Source organism: Variovorax sp. MPBD4-3, assembly GCF_058809745.1.
Genome location: NZ_JBXASW010000092.1, coordinates 1 through 17,216, shown reverse-complemented (window position 1 = coordinate 17,216; position 17,216 = coordinate 1). Strand labels below are relative to the sequence as shown.

At 68.9% G+C, this 17,216-nt stretch carries 15 protein-coding genes; 9 read left to right on the top strand and 6 right to left on the bottom strand.

Annotation, left to right across the window (positions count from 1 at the left end):
* Positions 1-66 precede the first annotated feature (66 nt).
* Together AC1RVW_RS29295 and AC1RVW_RS29290 are read left to right on the top strand one after the other, a co-directional pair.
* Positions 67-720, top strand: coding sequence for a DUF938 domain-containing protein (locus AC1RVW_RS29295; RefSeq protein ID WP_493204189.1), 654 nt, complete (start codon positions 67-69; stop codon positions 718-720).
* Positions 717-962: a hypothetical protein gene (locus tag AC1RVW_RS29290; RefSeq protein ID WP_493204187.1), complete on the top strand. Its 246-nt coding sequence runs from the start codon at positions 717-719 to the stop codon at positions 960-962. Before AC1RVW_RS29295 ends, AC1RVW_RS29290 begins: the two co-directional genes overlap by 4 nt.
* A gap of 1 nt (position 963) precedes the next feature.
* Here the strand turns inward: AC1RVW_RS29290 and AC1RVW_RS29285 are convergent, their stop codons facing one another.
* The gene (locus AC1RVW_RS29285; RefSeq protein ID WP_493204185.1) at positions 964-3,093 is read right to left on the bottom strand and encodes a putative bifunctional diguanylate cyclase/phosphodiesterase; all 2,130 of its coding nucleotides are present in this window, start codon (positions 3,091-3,093) and stop codon (positions 964-966) included.
* Positions 3,094-3,310: 217 nt separating this feature from the next.
* On the opposite strand from AC1RVW_RS29285, the gene AC1RVW_RS29280 reads away from it, so the two are divergent.
* From AC1RVW_RS29280 to AC1RVW_RS29265, 4 genes are all read left to right on the top strand, one after another.
* Complete coding sequence (locus AC1RVW_RS29280) at positions 3,311-4,354, top strand: SAM-dependent methyltransferase (protein ID WP_493204183.1); 1,044 nt, start codon at positions 3,311-3,313, stop codon at positions 4,352-4,354.
* A gap of 121 nt (positions 4,355-4,475) precedes the next feature.
* On the top strand, positions 4,476-5,276 hold the full coding sequence (locus tag AC1RVW_RS29275) for a DUF1295 domain-containing protein (protein WP_493204181.1): 801 nt from the start codon (positions 4,476-4,478) through the stop codon (positions 5,274-5,276).
* A gap of 5 nt (positions 5,277-5,281) precedes the next feature.
* Complete coding sequence (locus AC1RVW_RS29270; RefSeq protein WP_106937715.1) at positions 5,282-5,938, top strand: DUF6134 family protein; 657 nt, start codon at positions 5,282-5,284, stop codon at positions 5,936-5,938.
* Positions 5,939-6,014: 76 nt separating this feature from the next.
* Positions 6,015-7,019: an alpha/beta fold hydrolase gene (locus AC1RVW_RS29265; RefSeq protein ID WP_493204179.1), complete on the top strand. Its 1,005-nt coding sequence runs from the start codon at positions 6,015-6,017 to the stop codon at positions 7,017-7,019.
* Positions 7,020-7,052: 33 nt separating this feature from the next.
* Here AC1RVW_RS29265 and AC1RVW_RS29260 read toward each other — a convergent pair whose 3' ends face one another.
* Both AC1RVW_RS29260 and AC1RVW_RS29255 read right to left on the bottom strand, forming a co-directional pair.
* On the bottom strand, positions 7,053-10,172 hold the full coding sequence (locus AC1RVW_RS29260) for an autotransporter outer membrane beta-barrel domain-containing protein (protein WP_493204177.1): 3,120 nt from the start codon (positions 10,170-10,172) through the stop codon (positions 7,053-7,055).
* 287 nt (positions 10,173-10,459) lie between these two features.
* On the bottom strand, positions 10,460-10,684 hold the full coding sequence (locus AC1RVW_RS29255) for a DUF1059 domain-containing protein (RefSeq protein ID WP_285414639.1): 225 nt from the start codon (positions 10,682-10,684) through the stop codon (positions 10,460-10,462).
* A gap of 155 nt (positions 10,685-10,839) precedes the next feature.
* On the opposite strand from AC1RVW_RS29255, the gene AC1RVW_RS29250 reads away from it, so the two are divergent.
* Positions 10,840-11,274: a helix-turn-helix transcriptional regulator gene (locus tag AC1RVW_RS29250; protein WP_493204175.1), complete on the top strand. Its 435-nt coding sequence runs from the start codon at positions 10,840-10,842 to the stop codon at positions 11,272-11,274.
* A gap of 18 nt (positions 11,275-11,292) precedes the next feature.
* On the opposite strand, the gene AC1RVW_RS29245 is transcribed toward AC1RVW_RS29250, so the two are convergent.
* Together AC1RVW_RS29245 and AC1RVW_RS29240 are read right to left on the bottom strand one after the other, a co-directional pair.
* Positions 11,293-12,606 (bottom strand): MFS transporter, encoded by a 1,314-nt coding sequence (locus tag AC1RVW_RS29245; protein WP_081271705.1) that lies wholly within the window; start codon positions 12,604-12,606, stop codon positions 11,293-11,295.
* A gap of 60 nt (positions 12,607-12,666) precedes the next feature.
* On the bottom strand, positions 12,667-14,307 hold the full coding sequence (locus AC1RVW_RS29240; protein ID WP_493204172.1) for a GMC family oxidoreductase: 1,641 nt from the start codon (positions 14,305-14,307) through the stop codon (positions 12,667-12,669).
* Between the two features lie 107 nt (positions 14,308-14,414).
* On the opposite strand from AC1RVW_RS29240, the gene AC1RVW_RS29235 reads away from it, so the two are divergent.
* Both AC1RVW_RS29235 and AC1RVW_RS29230 read left to right on the top strand, forming a co-directional pair.
* Positions 14,415-15,221 (top strand): IclR family transcriptional regulator, encoded by an 807-nt coding sequence (locus AC1RVW_RS29235; protein ID WP_081271707.1) that lies wholly within the window; start codon positions 14,415-14,417, stop codon positions 15,219-15,221.
* 64 nt (positions 15,222-15,285) lie between these two features.
* Positions 15,286-16,512: a DUF2252 domain-containing protein gene (locus tag AC1RVW_RS29230; protein WP_493204170.1), complete on the top strand. Its 1,227-nt coding sequence runs from the start codon at positions 15,286-15,288 to the stop codon at positions 16,510-16,512.
* Between the two features lie 134 nt (positions 16,513-16,646).
* Here AC1RVW_RS29230 and AC1RVW_RS29225 read toward each other — a convergent pair.
* The coding region (locus AC1RVW_RS29225; protein WP_493204168.1) for a calcium-binding protein at positions 16,647-17,216 on the bottom strand (570 nt) is incomplete at its 5' end.

Sequence of the window (17,216 nt, the reverse complement as noted above, 5' to 3'; positions counted from 1 at the left end):
GGGCGGGGCCGACTGCGGGTACAAACCGTGGTTCCCGTTCTCACCTGCCTGCTTGCTCTTCCTCCAATGTCCAGCCTTCCTCACAGCCCTTCCGCCGACCGCAACAAGCAGCCGATCCTCGATGCGTTGACCGCCATCCTTGGCGAAGAGGGCGCCGCACTGGAGATCGCGTCCGGCACGGGCCAGCATGCGGTCTGGTTCGCGGCGGCGATGCGCGGGTGGAGCTGGCAGCCCACCGACGCCGACGCGCGCATGCTGCCCGCGATGGCAAGCCGTATCGCGGAGGCCGCGCTGCCCAATCTGCATGCGCCCCTTCTCCTCGACGTGATGGAATCCCGATGGCCATCGGAGGGTTCCGCGTTTGCCGGAGGGCAGGGAGACAAGCAGTTCGACGCGATCTTCTGCGCGAACATGCTGCACATCTCGCCCTGGGCCACATGCGCCGCGCTGATGCAGGGAGCCGCACGGCATCTGCGTCCTGGCGGGGTGCTCGTCACCTACGGACCTTATTTCGAAGCAGGCGTGCCGGCGGCGCCGGGCAACATCGCGTTCGACGAAGACCTGCGCGCACGCGATCCCGACTGGGGCATCCGTCGCCTGGACGACGTGGCCGCGCAGGCGCAGCAGGCTGGTCTTGCGTTGCGGCAGCGGCATGCGATGCCTGCGAACAATCTGCTGCTGGTCTTCGGGCTTCGGCGAAGGCTCCGAATCAGGCCATGAACCTAACGCTTCGAATTCTCTTCATCGCCAGCGGCGCGCTGCTCTTCGGCTTCGTATCGAACGCCATCCTTATCGGGGTCGGGCATTGGTATGAAATGAAAGTGGCGCGCAGCGAATACGACCTTTCCGATGCCTTCATGATCGCGATCTTTGTGCAGGCACTTTGCGTCGTTGCCGGCGCTTTCACCGGCAACTGGCTGTACCGGCGCTGGCGCAACAAGAAGAAAAGCGCCGGAACCTGACCTAGGCCGCCTCCGCGTACCGGCTCGAATACCAATCCAGCAGATCCCCCGCAGGCAGCGGACGCGAAAACAGAAAGCCCTGCAGCTCATCGCATCCCATCGCGATCAGTATGTCGCGCTGGGCCTCGTTCTCCACGCCCTCGGCCACCACGCTCAGGCCCAGCGCGTGGGCCAGGCGGATGACGGCGTCGATCACGGCCCTGGCGTCTTCCTTGGTCTGCAGGTCCTGCACGAAGCTGCGGTCGATCTTGACCTGGCGCGCGGGCAGTTTGCGCAGGTGGCTCAGGCTTGAATAGCCGGTGCCGAAGTCGTCGATCGACAGGAACACGCCGACCCGCGCCAGCCCTTCGAAGGTGCGCTGCGTGGCCTTGATGTCTTCCATGGCGACGGATTCCGTGATCTCGCACAGCAGCAGCGTGGCCGGCACGTCGTGGCGCAGCAGCGCCCGTTCGACGCGCGCGACGAAGTCGACTTCGCGCAGCTGCATGACCGACAGGTTCACGGCCACGCACATCCGCGTGCCCTGGGCCTGCCATTGCGCGATCTGGCGGCAGGCCTCGTCGAGGATCCAGTCGCCCAGGTGCACGATGAGGCCGAAGCGCTCGGCCAGCCCGATGAATTCGGTCGGGCCGATCAGGCCGTGCTGCGGATGGTTCCAGCGCACCAGCGCTTCCACGCCGCTGATGCCGTGGCCGGTGCCGTTGATCTTGGGCTGGTAGTAAAGCTCGAACTGCTTGAGCTCCACCGCGCGGCGCAGGTCGCTCTGCAACTGCAGTTGCTTGGCGGCATCGGCGCCCATGTGGGACTCGAACATCACGTAGTTGCCGCCGCCCGCGCGCTTGGCCTCGTACATGGCCGCGTCGGCGTTGGCCACCAGCTTGTCGGGCTCGCCCTGTTCCGGGTGCAGCACGATGCCGATGGAGCATGCGATCTGCAGCTGCTTGCCCTGCACGTTGAAAGGCTCGCCAAGCGCGCGCAGCACGCGATTGGCGGCTTCCGCGCATTCGGCCCGGTCGCGCACGCCTTCGAGCAGCAGCAGGAACTCGTCGCCGCCGATGCGGGCCACGGTGTCGCCTTCCCGGGTGGTGCGGGCCAGCCGCTCGGCGGCGACGCACAGGATGCGGTCGCCGGCCGAGTGGCCGAAGGAGTCGTTGATGGGCTTGAACCCGTCGAGGTCGACGAAAAGAACCGCAATGCGCTCTTCGACCTGCAGCTGGTTGGCGCGGTTCATGCGCGCCAGGGCGTGGCGCAGCCGGTCTTCGAACAGCACGCGGTTGGGCAGGCCGGTCAGCGCGTCGGTGAAGGCGCGCTTCTGCAGTTCCTGGTTGGCCTGGGTGAGTTCGGCATTGGCCTCTTCGAGCGAGCGCGACAGGCGCCTGGCGACCAGCTGCAGCCGCGATTCCAGTATGGAAGTGAAGAGCGTGCCCAGCAGCAGCAGCCCCGAGGCCAGCCCGACGATGGCGGTGAGCCCGGTGCCGCCCAGCTGGCCGGCGCTGAGGCAGACCGAATCGGCCGGGAAGCTGGCCGCCGCCATGCCGGTGTAGTGCATGCCGCAGATCGCGATGCCCATGACCACCGAGGCCAGAAACTGGAAGGCCACCCGGTGGTTGCTGTGGGCATTGCCCAGGTACTTGAAGATGAACAGCGCCGCGGCCGAGGCGCCCAGGCCTATCAACAGCGACAGCAGCACGGTGGGCGCGTGCCAGACGATGGGCGGCGCCATGTCGAGCGCGGCCATGCCGATGTAGTGCATGCCGCAGATGCCGACGGCCATAGCCAGCGAGGCCACGGCGATGCGGCGCAGTCCGTATTCGGCCTTGCTGGCCACCCACAGCGCGACGCCCGACGCCATGACGCCGGCCACCCATGAGGCCAGGGTCAGCCCGCCGGAGAAGCCGAGCGAAATGGGCAGCGAGAAACCCAGCATGCCCACGAAGTGCATCGACCAGATGCCCGTGCCCATGGCCAGCGAGCCCAGCGCCCACCACAGCAGGTGCGGCCGTCCGCTGGCATGCCGCACGCGGCGCGACAGGTCGAGGGCCACGTAGGAAGCAAGGGTCGCGAGGAGCAGGGACGCGGCGACGGCCCACAGGTTGTGCTGCGACGGAAGATAGGCGGGGAGATTGTTCACGGTGACGGTGCAAAAGCCGCGCGAGGGCGCCTGGAGAGCACCGCGCCGGCGCTCATGTCCTCAGGCAGAAGCCGGCCATCGCGGATGAGTCTGCCACAGTTTTTCCGGCGGCCGCCTTACCATGCGATCAGGAAAAACGGGTGCATCCAGTCGCCGCTTGGCTGCGTACGGGTGTCAGTGGCACGCATTCCGGCGTGCCTTCAGCCGAGGAAAAGTCATGCCGCAGGACATCGCATTCGCCATCCGCTGGGTCGAAAAGGGCCTGGTGCCTGACCCGGTGGTTCGCCGGGGCATTCGCCGGTTGCTGAGAGACCGGCTCGCGGAGCTGCATTCGGGCAACGCGCTGGCGGTGGCCGAGCTGACGCAGGATTTCGTCGCCCGCATGGGCGCGGCCAACCTGGCGCCGCTGCCCGAAAAAGCCAACGAGCAGCACTACGAGGTTCCGGCCGCCTTCTTCGGCGAAGTGCTGGGAAACCACCGCAAGTACAGCAGCTGCTACTGGCCCGAGGGCACCCGCACCCTGGAAGAGGCCGAATCCGCCGCGCTGGCCGCCACCTGCGAGCGCGCCGGCCTGGCCGACGGGCAGGACGTGCTGGAGCTGGGCTGCGGCTGGGGCTCGCTCACGCTCTGGATGGCCGAGCACTACCCGGGCAGCCGCATCACGGCGCTGTCCAACTCCAATTCCCAGCGCGAATACATCGAGGCGGAGGCGGCGCGTCGCGGTCTGGGCAACGTGCGGGTGCTCACGCGCGACATCAACGTGTTCGACACCGACGAGCGCTTCGACCGCGTGGTGTCGGTCGAGATGTTCGAGCACCTGCGCAACTGGCCGCAGGCCTTTGCCAACGTGGCGCGCTGGCTCCGGCCGGGCGGGCGCTTCTTCATGCACGTGTTCGCCCACAAGGAGGCGCCGTACCCCTTCGAGGTGCGCGACCCCAGCGACTGGATGAGCAAGTATTTCTTCTCCGGCGGCATGATGCCCAGCGACGACCTGGCGCTGCACTGCCAGGACGACTTGCGCCTGCTGCGCCGATGGCGCTGGGAAGGCAGCCACTACCAGCGCACGGCCGAGGCCTGGCTGCGCAACATGGACGCGCGACGCGACACGCTGCGCCCGCTGTTCCAGGCCACCTACGGCGCCGAGGCCAACGTATGGTGGACGCGCTGGCGGCTGTTCTTCATGTCGGTGGCGGAACTGTTCGGCTTCGACCACGGCCAGCGCTGGTGGGTGAGCCACTATCTGTTCGAGCGACGTACATGAGGCTCGCCCCCAGGCTTCGCGCACTTCGTGTCGCTTCTCCTTCCCCCTGCCGGGGGCGCCGCCTGTGGCCCGGCGGAGCCGGTTCCACGGCGTCTCTTGAATCTTCGAGGGCGGTTGTGTCATGAGCGGCATGGTGTCGGTTGCATTCGCCGGTTTGGCCCTGACGGCGTCTCTGGGCTTCCTGACATGGGTGGCCAGCCTGGTGCGGCATGACGTCAGCCTGATCGACCGCATCTGGTCGGTCTGCATCGTGGGGGCGGGCATCGTCTATTTCCTGCTGCTGCCGGTGCAGACGGTGCGCGGGCTGTGCATGGCGGTGCTGGGCGCGGCGTGGGCGGTGCGGCTTTGCCTGTATGTCACCTGGCGCAACTGGGGCCACGGCGAAGACCGGCGCTACCAGGCGATCCGCGCGCGCAACCAGCCGAACTTCGGCTTCAAGAGCCTGTACCTGGTGTTCGCGCTGCAGGCGGTGCTGGCCTGGATCGTTTCGGCGCCGTTCCTGCCGGGCATGGCGGCGGCGCGGCCGCTGGGCGTGCTCGATGCGCTGGGCATCTTGCTGGCGCTGTTCGGCATCTTCTTCGAGGCGATCGGCGACGCGCAGATGGCGCGCTTCAAGGCCGACCCGAAGAACAAGGGCCAGGTGATGGACCGCGGGCTGTGGCGCTACACGCGCCATCCCAACTACTTCGGCGAAGTGTGCGTCTGGTGGGGCCTGTGGCTGCTGGCACTTGGCGGCGCGGGGTGGAGCGGGGCATGGAGCGTGGTGTCGCCGCTGCTCATGACCTGGCTGCTGCTGAAGGTCTCGGGCGTGAGCATGCTCGAAAGCGACATCGGCGAGCGCCGCCCGGCGTATCGCGACTACATCGCGCGCACCAACGCCTTCCTGCCGGGGCCGGTGCGCGGAAACCGCAAGGCGCCGTGAGCAACATGACGAAGAAGCACTGGCTCTGCGCGCTGGCCGCATTGGCCGCGCTGTCGAACGGGGCGGCCACCGCCTCGGCCGCCGGCCCGTCGGGCGGTGAATGGGATTTCCGCGTGCTGCTGGACGACTCGCCCATCGGCGAGCACCGCTTTGCGCTGGCCACCAACGGCGGCGAGCGCAAGCTGGTGAGCGACGCGCGCTTCGCGGTCAAGCTGCTGGGCGTGACGGTGTACCGCTACCGGCACGAGGCCACCGAACTGTGGCGCGGCGACTGCCTGCACCGGCTCACCTCCAAGACCGACGACGACGGCACGCCCGAGAAGGTCACCGCCGAGCCCGCGGGCGACAACGCGCTGGCCGTCGCCACGCCCAAGGGCACCCAGTCGGTCGACGGCTGCGTGATGAGCTTCGCCTACTGGAACCCCGCGATCCGCACGCAGGCCAGGCTGCTGAATTCGCAGAGCGGCAAGCTGGAGCAGGTGCGCATCAGCAAGGCCGGCAGCGGCACGGTGGAAGTGCGCGGCCAGCCGGTGGAGGCCACGCGCTGGCGCATTGCGACCGACGCGCAGCCGATCGATGTCTGGTATTCGCAGCAGGGCGAGTGGCTGGGGCTGGACTCCACGGTCAGCGGCAACCGCAAGCTCAGCTACCGGCTGAAGTAGCAGGGGCTGTGGCGGTGCCCGCCCGGCGGTGGCACCATCTGCCGCAGTGAAGCCCTCGTTGAAACGTATGTCGTCGATGCGCATCGTCCTGGCTGGCGCGGTCTGCCTCGCCGTCGCCGTGCTGGCGGGGGTGGTGTACGAGCAGCTCGGCCGCTACCGCGCCATGCGCGACTTTCCCCCGCCCGGCAGGATGATCGACGTCGGCGGCGGGCGGCGCATTCAGCTCGACTGCCGCGGCAGCGGCTCGCCCACCGTGGTGTTCGAGGCTGGCCTGAGCATCGACGGCTCGCTGAGCTGGGCGCCGGTGCAGCCGCAGGTGGCCGCTCACACGCGCGCCTGCTCGTACAGCCGCGCGGGGCTGATGTGGAGCGACCCTTCGGACGCGCCCTACAGCGCCAGGCAGGTCGCGCAAGACCTGCACACGGCACTGGCCCGCGCGGGCGAGCGCGGGCCGTACGTGCTGGTGGGCCAGTCCATGGGCGGGCTCTACGCCATGAACTTCACGCAGCATTTCGGCGACGAGGTGGCGGGGCTGGTGCTGGTCGATCCCTCGCACCCGGACCAGGTGGCGCGGGTGGCGGCCTTCATGGTGGAAACGCGGTCGCTGCAGTCGCGCATCGGCGTGGCGCTGACGTGGTCGGGGCTATTGCGGGCGGCGGCCTCGGCGCTGCTCTCGCAGGCGCCGCACCAGACGGCGCACGACGCGCAGGCGGTTCGCGCCTTTGCCCCCAAGTCGATGCGCACGCAGCTGATGGAAGGCGATGCGATGGACGACACGCTTGCCGAGACGCGCGGCTTCAGGAACCTGGGCAACCGCCCGCTGGTGGTGCTGACGGCGATGGCGCCCTACACTGAAGCGGAGCTGCGCGGCATGAAGATCACGCCCGCCCAGGGCACGCAGGTGCAGGCCATCTGGAAGCAGATGCACGCGGAAATGGCAGGCTGGTCTTCGCGCAGCGTGCACCGGCTGCTGCCGAATGCGGGGCACGACATCCAGTTCGACGACCCGCAGGCGGTGATCGATGCGGTGCTGTCGGTCGTCACCACCGTGCGGTCCGACCAGGGGGCCGCGCCGCACTGAAGCGCGGCGCTCCCGCCTGGCCTACCTGCCTGCCTACCAGCGGATCTTCACGCCCACGCTGCCGTTGATGCCGCTGCGCACACGGGTGTCGCCACCCGAAGACCACAGCTTGCCAAGCTCCGCATAGAGGCTCGTGCTCTGCGTGAGTTGCAGCGTGGCGCCGGTCGCCAGCTCGCTGCTGGTGCCGCCGGTGCGCGTGGCGATGGGCGTGCTGCCGGCCGGGCCGATGAAGTTCGCCACGTCGGTGCCGCTGCTGCTGCGGTACACGTTCACCCGGACATAAGGCTGCAGCCGGCCGGCGGACGTGTCGATCTCGCCCTTGAGCCGCACGCCCGCACGCGCGAGCCAGCCGTCGTGGTTGTTCTGCTGCACCAGCGCGCCGCTGATGCCGGTGTCACCCAGGTTGAGCCGCTGGCGCACCAGCTGCAGCTGCGGCTCGATGACCCAGCCGTCCGCGATGGCGAACGACTGGCCCACTTCCACGGACGCCAGCAGGCTGTTGCCCTTGCCGCTGCTCGAGAAGCCCAGCGTGGGCGAAGCGGTGTAGCGGTGGCGTCCGGCCTGCAGCACGCCGTCCACGTACAGGCCGCTGTCGTTCTTCCAGGTGGCATAGGCGCCCAGGTACTCGCTGCGCAGGTTGTTGGTGCCGGCCGCTGCGTTCTGCAGTCCGCCGACGAAGCCGTTCACGCGCATGTCGCCCTCGAGCTGGCCGACGTACACGCCCACGCGCCAGTTCGGGTCGGCCCACAGGTCGGTGCCGGCCTGGAAGCCCGTGAGGCGCCCGCTGCTGTTGGGGCTGACCGTGCCGCTCTGGCCGATGGTGCGGTCGGTGCTGATGACGCGGCCCCAGGCCTGCCGGTAGCCCATCTCGGGCGTTGCGGTGTTGGTGCCCGAAAGGCCGGTGCCGGTGTCGTCGCCCACGCGCTGGTGCAGGTTGGACAGCATCGCGAGGTTGGACTGGCGCAGCTGCTCCGGCAGCGCCGCGTACAGCGGTACTTCGGCGCGGTAGGTGGGTACGAGCACGCCACCCCCAGTGCCACCCGCAGTGCCAACTCCGGTGCCGCCGCCCGTGCTGCCGGTTCCGCCGCCCGTGACGGGCGCGCCCGTGACCGGATCGACGGTCATGGTCGAGCGCAGATACCAGTTCTCGCCCGCGCCGCTGGCGTCGGCCGCGTACAGGCGGTACTGGTAGGCGCCGGCGTCGACGTGGCCGCCCGCGAGGTTGAAGGCGCTCTTGGTGGTCTGCGCGGTGGTCGTCGCGCCGTTCACGGCGCTGATCACCTCGATGCCGTTGCCGCTGGTGAGCGCGCCCAGGCCGCCCAGGTTGGTGATCTGCACGTTGGTGGTGCCGCTGGCAATGGCGGTGCTGCCGCTGAGGATCAGCCGGTCGGTCGCGCTGCTGCTGCCGCCCAGCGCCGTGCCCAGCCGCAGCGTGCCGCCGTTGCCCACCCACGGGCCGGTGACGGTGAGCGTGGTGCCGGGCGCGCTGCCCACCAGGGAGACCGTGCCGCTGTTGGCCACCGAGGCCACCGTCTGGCTGCGGCCCGCCAGGTCCAGCGTGGCGCCCGAGCCGACCGTGAAGGCGCTGGCGCTGCTGAAGGTATTGGCCGCGCCGGCGGCCAGCGTGCCTGCCGATACGTTGGTGCTGCCGGCGTACGTGTTGGCGCCGCTCAGCGTGAGCGTGCCCGCGCCGCTCTTCACGAGGCCGCTGGCCCCCGAGATGGGGCCGGTCCAGCTCAGGTTGTTGCCGTTGGTGTTGATGGTGCCGGTGCCGCCGAGCAGCAGGGCGCTGCCCACGCTCAGGCCGTTGGCGCCGGCGATCACGCTGGCGGTGGCGCCGCTGTCGATGGCCACGGCGCCCGTCAGCGAGTTGCCGGTGTTCAAGGTCAGGCTGTTGGCGCCGCCGGTGAATTCGATGGCCGAAGCGCGCGTCACGCCGTCGCCGCCCAGACCGCCCGCGATGCTGCCGCTGTTGACGATGGCGATGTTCGCGCCCGCCACGCCCACGCCGCCCACGCCGTTGGCGCCGACCGCGCCGCCGTTGCTGTTGGCGCCGCCCGCGCCACCGGCGCCGCCGGTGATGCTGCCGCTGTTGGTGAGGGTTGCGCCGCTGCCGGAGGACCACACGCCGGCGCCGCCGTCGCCGCCGCCGCCCGGCGTGCCGGTGCCGCCAGCGCCGCCGCCGGCCGCACCGCCGGCGCCACCCGCGCCACCGGTGATCTGGCCGGTGTTGGTCATGAGCACGGTGCTGCCCGCGAGCGTCACGCCGTCGCCGCCGGCCCCGCCGCCGCCGCCCGAGGCGTTGGGGCGCGGCGTCGCCAGTTCGGCGCCGCCGGCGCCGCCCACGCCGCCGGCGATGGTGCCTGTGTTGCCGAACGCGAGCCCCGGCGTGGTGGCGTTCAGGTAGAAGCCGACGCCGCCGCTGCCGCCGCCGCCGGCCTGCGAGAACGCATTGCCGCCCGCGCCGCCTGCACCACCCGTCGACGAGCCCGTGGCCGTGTAGCTGCCCAGCGGGCCGTTGAGGATGGAGCCGTAGCCGCCCGCGCCGCCGCCGCCGGCCGCCCAGTAACCGTTGCCGCCCGCGCCGCCGTTGCCGCCGGTGTAGCTGTTGGACGTGGTGCCGACGTTGTTGCCGATCGTCGCGCCCTGGAAGCCGCCGCCGCCGCCGCCGCCGTAGCCGTTTCCGTTGTTGGCGTCGCCTGTCTGGGCCTGGCCGGCGCCGCCGTCCGCTCCCTGTATCACGCCGGGGCTGACGACCGTGCTGCCGCTGCCCGCCGCGCCGCCCGCGCCCGCCGTGGCACCGCCGGGGAAGTTGGTGGTGCTGGCGGCCGAGCCGGCCGTGACGCCGGAGGGCGTTGACGAGCCGCCGGTGCCCCCGGTCGCGTTGATCGTGGTGTCGTTCAGGCCGCCGTTGCCGCCGCTGCCGTTGCTGCCGCCGGAGCCGGCGTTCAGCGTCGGGTCGCCGACAGGCTGGCCGCCCGTGCCGCCCGCGGCCAGCACCGGCCCCGCTCCGAGGAGCAGTGCGGCGGCCACGGCCACGGCGCGCAGGTCGCCGCCCTTGGCGGACGACCGTGAATGGCCGCGCGAAGTTTCAGGCGCGGCCACCCAGGTACCGAGCGTTGGATTCCAGAGGGTGCGGAAAATCTTGTTCATGGCGTCTTTTCATTTGTGGCTTGTTGCGTGCAGGCGCCCGTATGCAGCAGCAAGCTCTTCCTCTTGCTCCTCCACACGCCGCGAATCTCAAACTTCAAGCCAAAAATGTAAGTACGCGTACAGGCTGGCGATATGCCTGAAAGGGGGTACCTGCCTGGAGCGCACCGACGCCCGAAAGGCGTGCTTCCAGACCCTGCGCAAGCCCTTGGGCGGGCTTGGCACCGAACTGCATCCACACGTAACCGATGTTTCTTGGTGGATGCAAAAGTATTCAGTTTGCCGTGGCCTCAGGCCGGAACCTTCTGCGCCGGCGAGGTTTGCAGCGGTGGCGTACCGGCCTTGAACATGCCCGCCAGCTGCTTGCGCAGTTCCGGCGTGTCGGTGTGGCCGTGAACGGCCACGGCGTGCTGGACGGCGGCATCGAGCAATTCGCTCTCGGTGTCGGCCGAGAGCGCGACGCTGCAGTTCATCGTGCTCGGGTACTCGCGGCAGTCGATGTATTGGCGTGACATGGCAGCTCCTGGAATATGTCCTTGCGGACGGGCGGCTTGCTGGCCCCATGCCTGCCTATACTGAATTCGCGGCAAGGAGCCCGCGAGCATCCTGCGTCCCGATGCGAGCAGGCGCCATACGCAGCAATGCGTACCCGCCGTGAAAGGGGCATGCCATGACGCATCTGACGCGCAACGATTGCGCGAGCGCGCTTCGCCTGCTGGAGCAGCTCGAGTCCTGGCGTTCGCCCGTGCGTCGTCACGGCACGGGCCACGGCAACGGCTGGCGCGAATTGCGTCGCGCCGAACTGCAGGCCGACTACTACCGGCGCCTTGGGCTGGAGCATGCGGTGGCGGTGGCCTTCCTGTACCGGCTGGCCTGCCGCGCGGAGGCGCCGTTGCCCGATGTGCCGCCTGTCGGCCTGACGCCCCGCGAGGGCGACGTCATGCACTGTCTCTCGCGCGGCAAGACCGACGCCGAGATCGCCGCCTTGCTGTCGATAAGCCCCCGCACCGTCCACAAGCACCTGGAGCATGTGTACGTGAAGCTGGGCGTGGAGACCCGGACGGCGGCCGTGATGCGCGCGCTCGCCATGGGCAGGAACCCATGACGAACAAAGGCTGCGCCGTCAGCGCGAGGCCACCGCCACCGGCGCATCCGCCGGCGACGCACTCCGGCCGATCATCCACGCGCACACCGCCGACACCACGCCCGCGAACAGCACGTACAGGCAGATCTGCCACGGCTCGCCGCCGCCGGACTTCAGCAGCGCGGTGGCAATGATGGGCGTGATGCCCGAGGCGAAGATGCCCGAGAACTGGTAGACGAAGCTGATGCCCGTGTAGCGGACCTTGGCGTCGAACAGGTCGCAGAACAGGGCAGCCTCCGGCCCGTACACCGACGCATACAGGATGCCGAAGGGCACGATGATCGACAGCCATATCAGCAGCACGTTGCCGCCGCTGTGCGTCATCAGCCAGAAGCCCGGGAACGCCGACACGGCGGTGATGAGCGAACCCCACATGTACACGCGCGGCCGCCCCAGCCGGTCCGACATGCGCCCGAAGAACGGAATGGCGAAGCACATCACCACCGCCGCGGCCATCACGCCCAGCAGCGCCTCGGTGCGGCTGATCTTGATGGTGCTGGTGAGGTAGTTGATGGAGAACACGCCGAAGATGTTGAAGAACACCCCGTCGATGTAGCGCGCGCCCATGCCCTTGAGCACGTTGCCGGGGTAGCGCCGGATCATGTCCATGAACGGAATGCGCAGCTCGGCGTTGCGCGCCTTCACGGCCGCGAACTCCGGCGTTTCCTTCACGTGCAGGCGGATGTACATGCCCACCATCACCATCACGCCCGAAATCAGGAAGGCGATGCGCCAGCCCCACGACAGGAACTGCTCGTCGGTCAGCAGCCACGACAGCAGCGCCACCACGCCCGAGGCCAGGCACAGGCCGATGGCCAGCCCGATCTGCGGCAGCGAGGCATAGAAGCCGCGCTTTTCCTTCGGCGCGTATTCGTAAGCCATGAGCACCGCGCCGCCCCATTCGCCGCCCAGGCCGATGCCCTGCGCCACGCGCAGCAGCAACAGCAGCAGCGGCGCCGCGATGCCGATCTGCGCATAGGTGGGCACCAGCCCGATGAGGAAGGTGGCCACGCCCATGATCATCAGCGTGATGACGAGCATGCTCTTGCGTCCGATCTTGTCGCCGAAGTGGCCGAAGATCACGCCGCCCAGCGGCCGCGTGACGAAGCCCACCGCGAAGGTGGTGTACGCCAGCAAGGTCGACACCACCGGGTCGCTGCCCGGGAAGTAGAGCTTGTTGAACACGATGCCTGCCACCACGCCGTACAGGAAGAAGTCGTACCACTCGATGGTGGCGCCCACCAGCGCCGAAACCACCACCCTGCGAATCGCTTTCTCGTCGCTTGCGCTCATGTCGTTGTCTCCGATGAGGTTGTCGTGGCGGCCTCTGCGGGCCGTGGGTTTGCAAAAAACTCAGTGCGCGGCGGTTGCCGCTCTCACGTCCTCTCTGATCAGGTCGACGGCCTTCTCGGCCATCATCACGGCGGGTGCGTTGGTGTTGCCCGACACCAGCGTCGGCATTGCCGAGCAGTCGATCACGCGCAGCCCCGCCACGCCGTGCACCCGCAGCCGCGCATCGACCACCGCGAGCTCGTCGCTGCCCATGCGGCAGGTGCCGGTGGGGTGGAAGATGGTGGCGCCGTTGTTGCGGCAGAACTCCAGCAGCCCGTCGTCGCTCGTGATGTCGGGGCCGGGCTTCACCTCGCGCTTCACGTAGGGCCGCATCGCGGGAGACTCGGCAATCGCGCGCGCCGCCCTCACGCCGGCCACGGTGGTGGCGCGGTCCAGTTCGGTGGCGAGGTAGTTGGGCTGCATCGAAGGCGGCTCGGCCGCGTCGGCCGAGCGGATGCGGATGTACCCGCGCGACTCCGGCCGCAGCTGGCACACCGACATCGTGAAGCCGGAGTAGGGGTGCACCTTGCCGCCCGCCATGTCGGCCGACAGCGTGGCCACGTGGAACTGGATGTCGGGCGTGGCCGCCACGGGCCGGCCGTGCGCATCCTTCAGCGCGCGCATGAAGCAGCCGCCCTGGTTGATGCCCACGGCCAGCGGGCCGGTGCGGTGCAGCAGCCATTCGAGGCCCATGCCCATCTGGCCGAACCAGGAGTTGAGCTGGTCGTTGGTGGTGATGGGCTTGGTGCACTCGTAGCCCAGGCGGATCTGCAGGTGGTCCTGCAGGTTCTCGCCCACGCCCGGCAGCTCGCGCACCACCGCAATGCCGAAGCGGTCGAGCAGCGCGCGCGGCCCGACGCCCGAGAGCTGCAGCAGCTGCGGCGACTGGATCGAGCCCGCCGACAGCAGCACCTCGGCGCGGCAGCGCGCGGTCTTGAGCACGTGGTCTTGCCGGTAGGTGATGCCGACGGCGCGGCGCCCCTCGAACACCAGCTTGTCCGCCAGTGCGCCGGTCTCGATGCGCAGGTTGGGCCGCCGCTTCACGGCCGGCGTCAGGTAGGCCCTGGCCGTGCTGCAGCGCCAGCCCTTGTGCGTGGTCAGCTGGTAGTAGCCGGCGCCTTCCTGCGCGGCGCCGTTGAAGTCGCCGGTGCGCGGCACGCCGGTCTGCCGCGCGCCGTCGATGAAGGCTTCGATCAGCTCGTGCCTGGCCGCGATGTCCGACACCTTCAGCGGCCCGTTGCCGCCGTGGAAGGCGTCGGCGCCGCGCTGGTTGCCTTCGGACTTGATGAAGTAGGGCAGCACGTCGTCGTAGCCCCAGCCGGGGTTGCCGAGCGCGGCCCAGTGGTCGTAGTCCTCGCGCTGGCCGCGGATGTAGATCAGCCCGTTGATCGAGCTGGAGCCGCCCAGCGTCTTGCCGCGCGGCCAGTAGATGCGCCGGCCGTTCATGTTCGGGTCCGCGTCGGTCTCGAAGCGCCAGTTGTAGGTGGGGCTCCACATCGTCTTGCCGTAGCCGATGGGCAGGTGGATCCACAGCGACCGGTCCGCCGGCCCCGCCTCGAGCAGCAGCACGCGGGTGGCCGGGTCTTCGCTCAGCCGGGCGGCCAGCACGCAGCCGGCGGAACCGGCGCCGACGACGATGTAGTCGAACGCTTCTTCAGACATGCAATGGGCGCCTGTTGCTTCGGTGGAGTGGAACAATCGCTTCGCTCGGCCGCATCCTAGGCCAATGATTTTCGGAACGCAATGTTCCATTTTTAAGGTTTACCCGCATGCCCCGTCCAGCGCGCCCGTCCGCCGCAGTGGTTTCCATCGAGGAGCCGGAGTCCGCATCCGCCTCCGGTTCGTCGGCCGAACGTAGCCTGCGCCTGCTGGCGCTGCTGGCCAACGAGGGCAGGGCGCTCACGCTCGCCGACCTGGCCGCGCAGCTGGGCCTGCCCAAGGGCACGGCGCACCGCATCTGCACGCAACTGCTGGCCGGCGGCTTCCTGGCGCGCGACGTGGACGAGCGCTCGTTCAGCGTCGGCCCCGCGCTGCGCAAGCTGGCCTTCGACACGCTGAACCACGGCGTGGTGCGCGGACTGCGCCACGAGGTGCTGTCGGCGCTGGTGCGCGAGGTCGGCGAGACCTGCAACCTCACCACGCTCGACGGCGCGCAGGTGCTCTACCTCGACCGCGTGGAAGCGCAATGGCCGCTGCGGCTGACGCTCGACGTGGGCTCGCACGTGCCGCTGCACTGCACCGCCAGCGGCAAGCTGTTCCTGGCGCAGATGCCGAAGAAAGAACGCGACGCGCTCATCGACAACCTGCCGCTGGAGCGCATGACCGCCAACTCCATCACCGGCGCTGGGGCGCTGCGCGCCGAATGCGACGCCATCGCCAAACAGGGCTATTCGTGCGACCGCGAGGAGTTCATTGCCGGCCTGGTGGCGGTGGCCGTGCCGGTGCGCGACGCGCAGGGCGCGGTGCGCGCCGCGCTGGCGGTGCATGCGCCCACCGCGCGGATGTCGATGGACGATGCACTCGAGCGCATCGACGCGCTCAAGGCTGCCGCCGCAAAGATGACCGCGCTGCTCTGAAACCTGCCGGCTCCGCCGTGCCGGCGGCTTCGGAATCCGCCATGACGCCAAAGGGAACACACGCATGCTGAACGTCGCCGATACCATCCGCAACTACAACGCCGGCCGCGACCCCGAGCGCCTGGCGATGAAATACGCCAACCTGCGCACCAACCCCTTCGTGTTCCTGCGCGGGACCTGCCACCTGTTCTACGAGCGCCTGCCCCAGGACGCGCTGTTCGCCGGCAAGGCGCCCGCCGGCTGGGTGTGCGGCGATGCGCACCTGGAGAACTTCGGCAGCTACAAGGGCGACAACCGCCTCGTGTACTTCGACCTCAACGACTTCGACGAAGCCGCGCTGGCGCCCGTCACCTGGGATCTGGTGCGTTTCCTGTCGAGCATCCTCGTGGCCGGAGACGGCCTCTGCGCCACCACCGACGACGCCGATGCGCTTTGCAACACCGCGCTCGACGCGTACGCCGGTGCGCTGCAGTCGGGCAAGGCGCGGTGGGTGGACCGTGACAACGCGGGCGGCCTGATCGGCCAACTGCTCGACACCCTCAAGGCGCGCACCAGGCCGGCCTTTCTGGACAAGCGCACCGACCGCAAGGGCCACGGGCGCGTCATTCGTATCGACAACAAGCGTGCGCTCGCCGTCACCGATGCGCAGCGCGACCGCGTGACCAAGCTGGTCGACGCCTACGCCGCGACGCAGGACAAGCCCGGGTTCTTCAAGGTGCTCGACGTGGCAAGGCGCATCGCCGGCACCGGCAGCCTGGGCGTGGAGCGCTACATCATCCTCGTCGAGGGCAAGGGCTCGCCCGACGGCAACTACCTGCTCGACCTGAAAGAGGCGCTACCTTCATCGCTGGTGCCGCGCCTGAAGCTCGCTCAGCCCGCATGGCCTTCGCAGGCGCACCGCGTGGTGGGGCTGCAGCGCCGCATGCAGGCCGTGTCGATGGCCTTCCTGCAGCCCATCGCCGGCCCCGGGCCGGATGCTGCCGCCTCCTACGTGCTGCGCGGCCTGCAGCCCAGCGAAGACCGCGTGAGCCTTGACGTGAAGCGAACCTCGCCCGACCAGATCCGCGGCGTCACCGACGAAATGGGGCAGCTCATGGCGTGGGCGCAACTGCGCAGTTCGGGCCGCCAGGGCTCGGCCACCGCCGATGCGCTCATCGACTTCGGCGGCTCGGCCAAGTCTTGGCGCAAGGACCTGATGGCGGCTGCGCACCAGTGCGCGGCGCAGGTGGTGAAAGACTGGGAGGATTACTGCGGGGCTTATGACGCGGGGGCGATGGGGCCGTCACGGTAGTGCCAACAGGCATTGGTAGCCGAATGGCCCAGCGCCGTGGCTTGACTGAGCTCTTGTTCCACTTCAAACGAGGGTTGGGCCGCTGCTGATGACTCAGGAGCGGCCCAACACCTATGCAAAAACAGCTCGCTGGCTCAATGCCAATTTGCAGCGAGCACTGTGTTCAACCCATTTTGGTGGCTGTTGGGCAACGTAGTTTGTCCCGCGGCTGGTGGAGAGAAGCTAGCCATCGCATCCACCAGATTCTGCACTTGGCTATCGAGCAAGGTCTTTCCATCGCTGGTTTTGAACTGCTCGACGCGATAGCCACTCGACGCATACCAGTTGCTGATGGTCAGCCGGTTGTCGGTGCCGATGACATCGATCGAAAGGTTACTGCCGTTCCTGCTGAACCAAAGCTGATCTGACGAAATATTCGCCCCGAATTGCGCGATGTCGACATTGCCTGCGGTGGTGTCGTAGTCGTAGACGGTGTCGCGTCCGGAGCCACGGGTGAAGAGGTAGGTGTCGTTGCCTGCACCGCCGTCGAGGGCGTCGTTGCCTGCGCCGCCGTCGAGCGTGTCGTTGCCTGCACCACCGTTCAGCGTGTCGTTGCCGTCGCCACCATCCAGCCGGTCAGCCAGGTTGCCGCCCGTGATGATGTCGTTGCCTGCAAGGCCGTTGAGGTTGTTGCCCGCCAGACTCGAGCCCGTGACCGTATCGTT

Excerpts from the sequence above, each read along its gene's own strand:
- AC1RVW_RS29295 (WP_493204189.1), top strand. The coding sequence starts at position 67 with ATGTCCAGCCTTCCTCACAGCCCTTCCGCCGACCGCAACAAGCAGCCG.
- AC1RVW_RS29290 (WP_493204187.1), top strand. The coding sequence starts at position 717 with ATGAACCTAACGCTTCGAATTCTCTTCATCGCCAGCGGCGCGCTGCTC.
- AC1RVW_RS29280 (WP_493204183.1), top strand. The coding sequence starts at position 3,311 with ATGCCGCAGGACATCGCATTCGCCATCCGCTGGGTCGAAAAGGGCCTG.
- AC1RVW_RS29275 (WP_493204181.1), top strand. The coding sequence starts at position 4,476 with ATGAGCGGCATGGTGTCGGTTGCATTCGCCGGTTTGGCCCTGACGGCG.
- AC1RVW_RS29270 (WP_106937715.1), top strand. The coding sequence starts at position 5,282 with ATGACGAAGAAGCACTGGCTCTGCGCGCTGGCCGCATTGGCCGCGCTG.
- AC1RVW_RS29265 (WP_493204179.1), top strand. The coding sequence starts at position 6,015 with ATGCGCATCGTCCTGGCTGGCGCGGTCTGCCTCGCCGTCGCCGTGCTG.
- AC1RVW_RS29260 (WP_493204177.1), bottom strand. The coding sequence starts at position 10,172 with ATGAACAAGATTTTCCGCACCCTCTGGAATCCAACGCTCGGTACCTGG.
- AC1RVW_RS29255 (WP_285414639.1), bottom strand. The coding sequence starts at position 10,684 with ATGTCACGCCAATACATCGACTGCCGCGAGTACCCGAGCACGATGAAC.
- AC1RVW_RS29250 (WP_493204175.1), top strand. The coding sequence starts at position 10,840 with ATGACGCATCTGACGCGCAACGATTGCGCGAGCGCGCTTCGCCTGCTG.
- AC1RVW_RS29245 (WP_081271705.1), bottom strand. The coding sequence starts at position 12,606 with ATGAGCGCAAGCGACGAGAAAGCGATTCGCAGGGTGGTGGTTTCGGCG.
- AC1RVW_RS29240 (WP_493204172.1), bottom strand. The coding sequence starts at position 14,307 with ATGTCTGAAGAAGCGTTCGACTACATCGTCGTCGGCGCCGGTTCCGCC.
- AC1RVW_RS29235 (WP_081271707.1), top strand. The coding sequence starts at position 14,415 with ATGCCCCGTCCAGCGCGCCCGTCCGCCGCAGTGGTTTCCATCGAGGAG.
- AC1RVW_RS29230 (WP_493204170.1), top strand. The coding sequence starts at position 15,286 with ATGCTGAACGTCGCCGATACCATCCGCAACTACAACGCCGGCCGCGAC.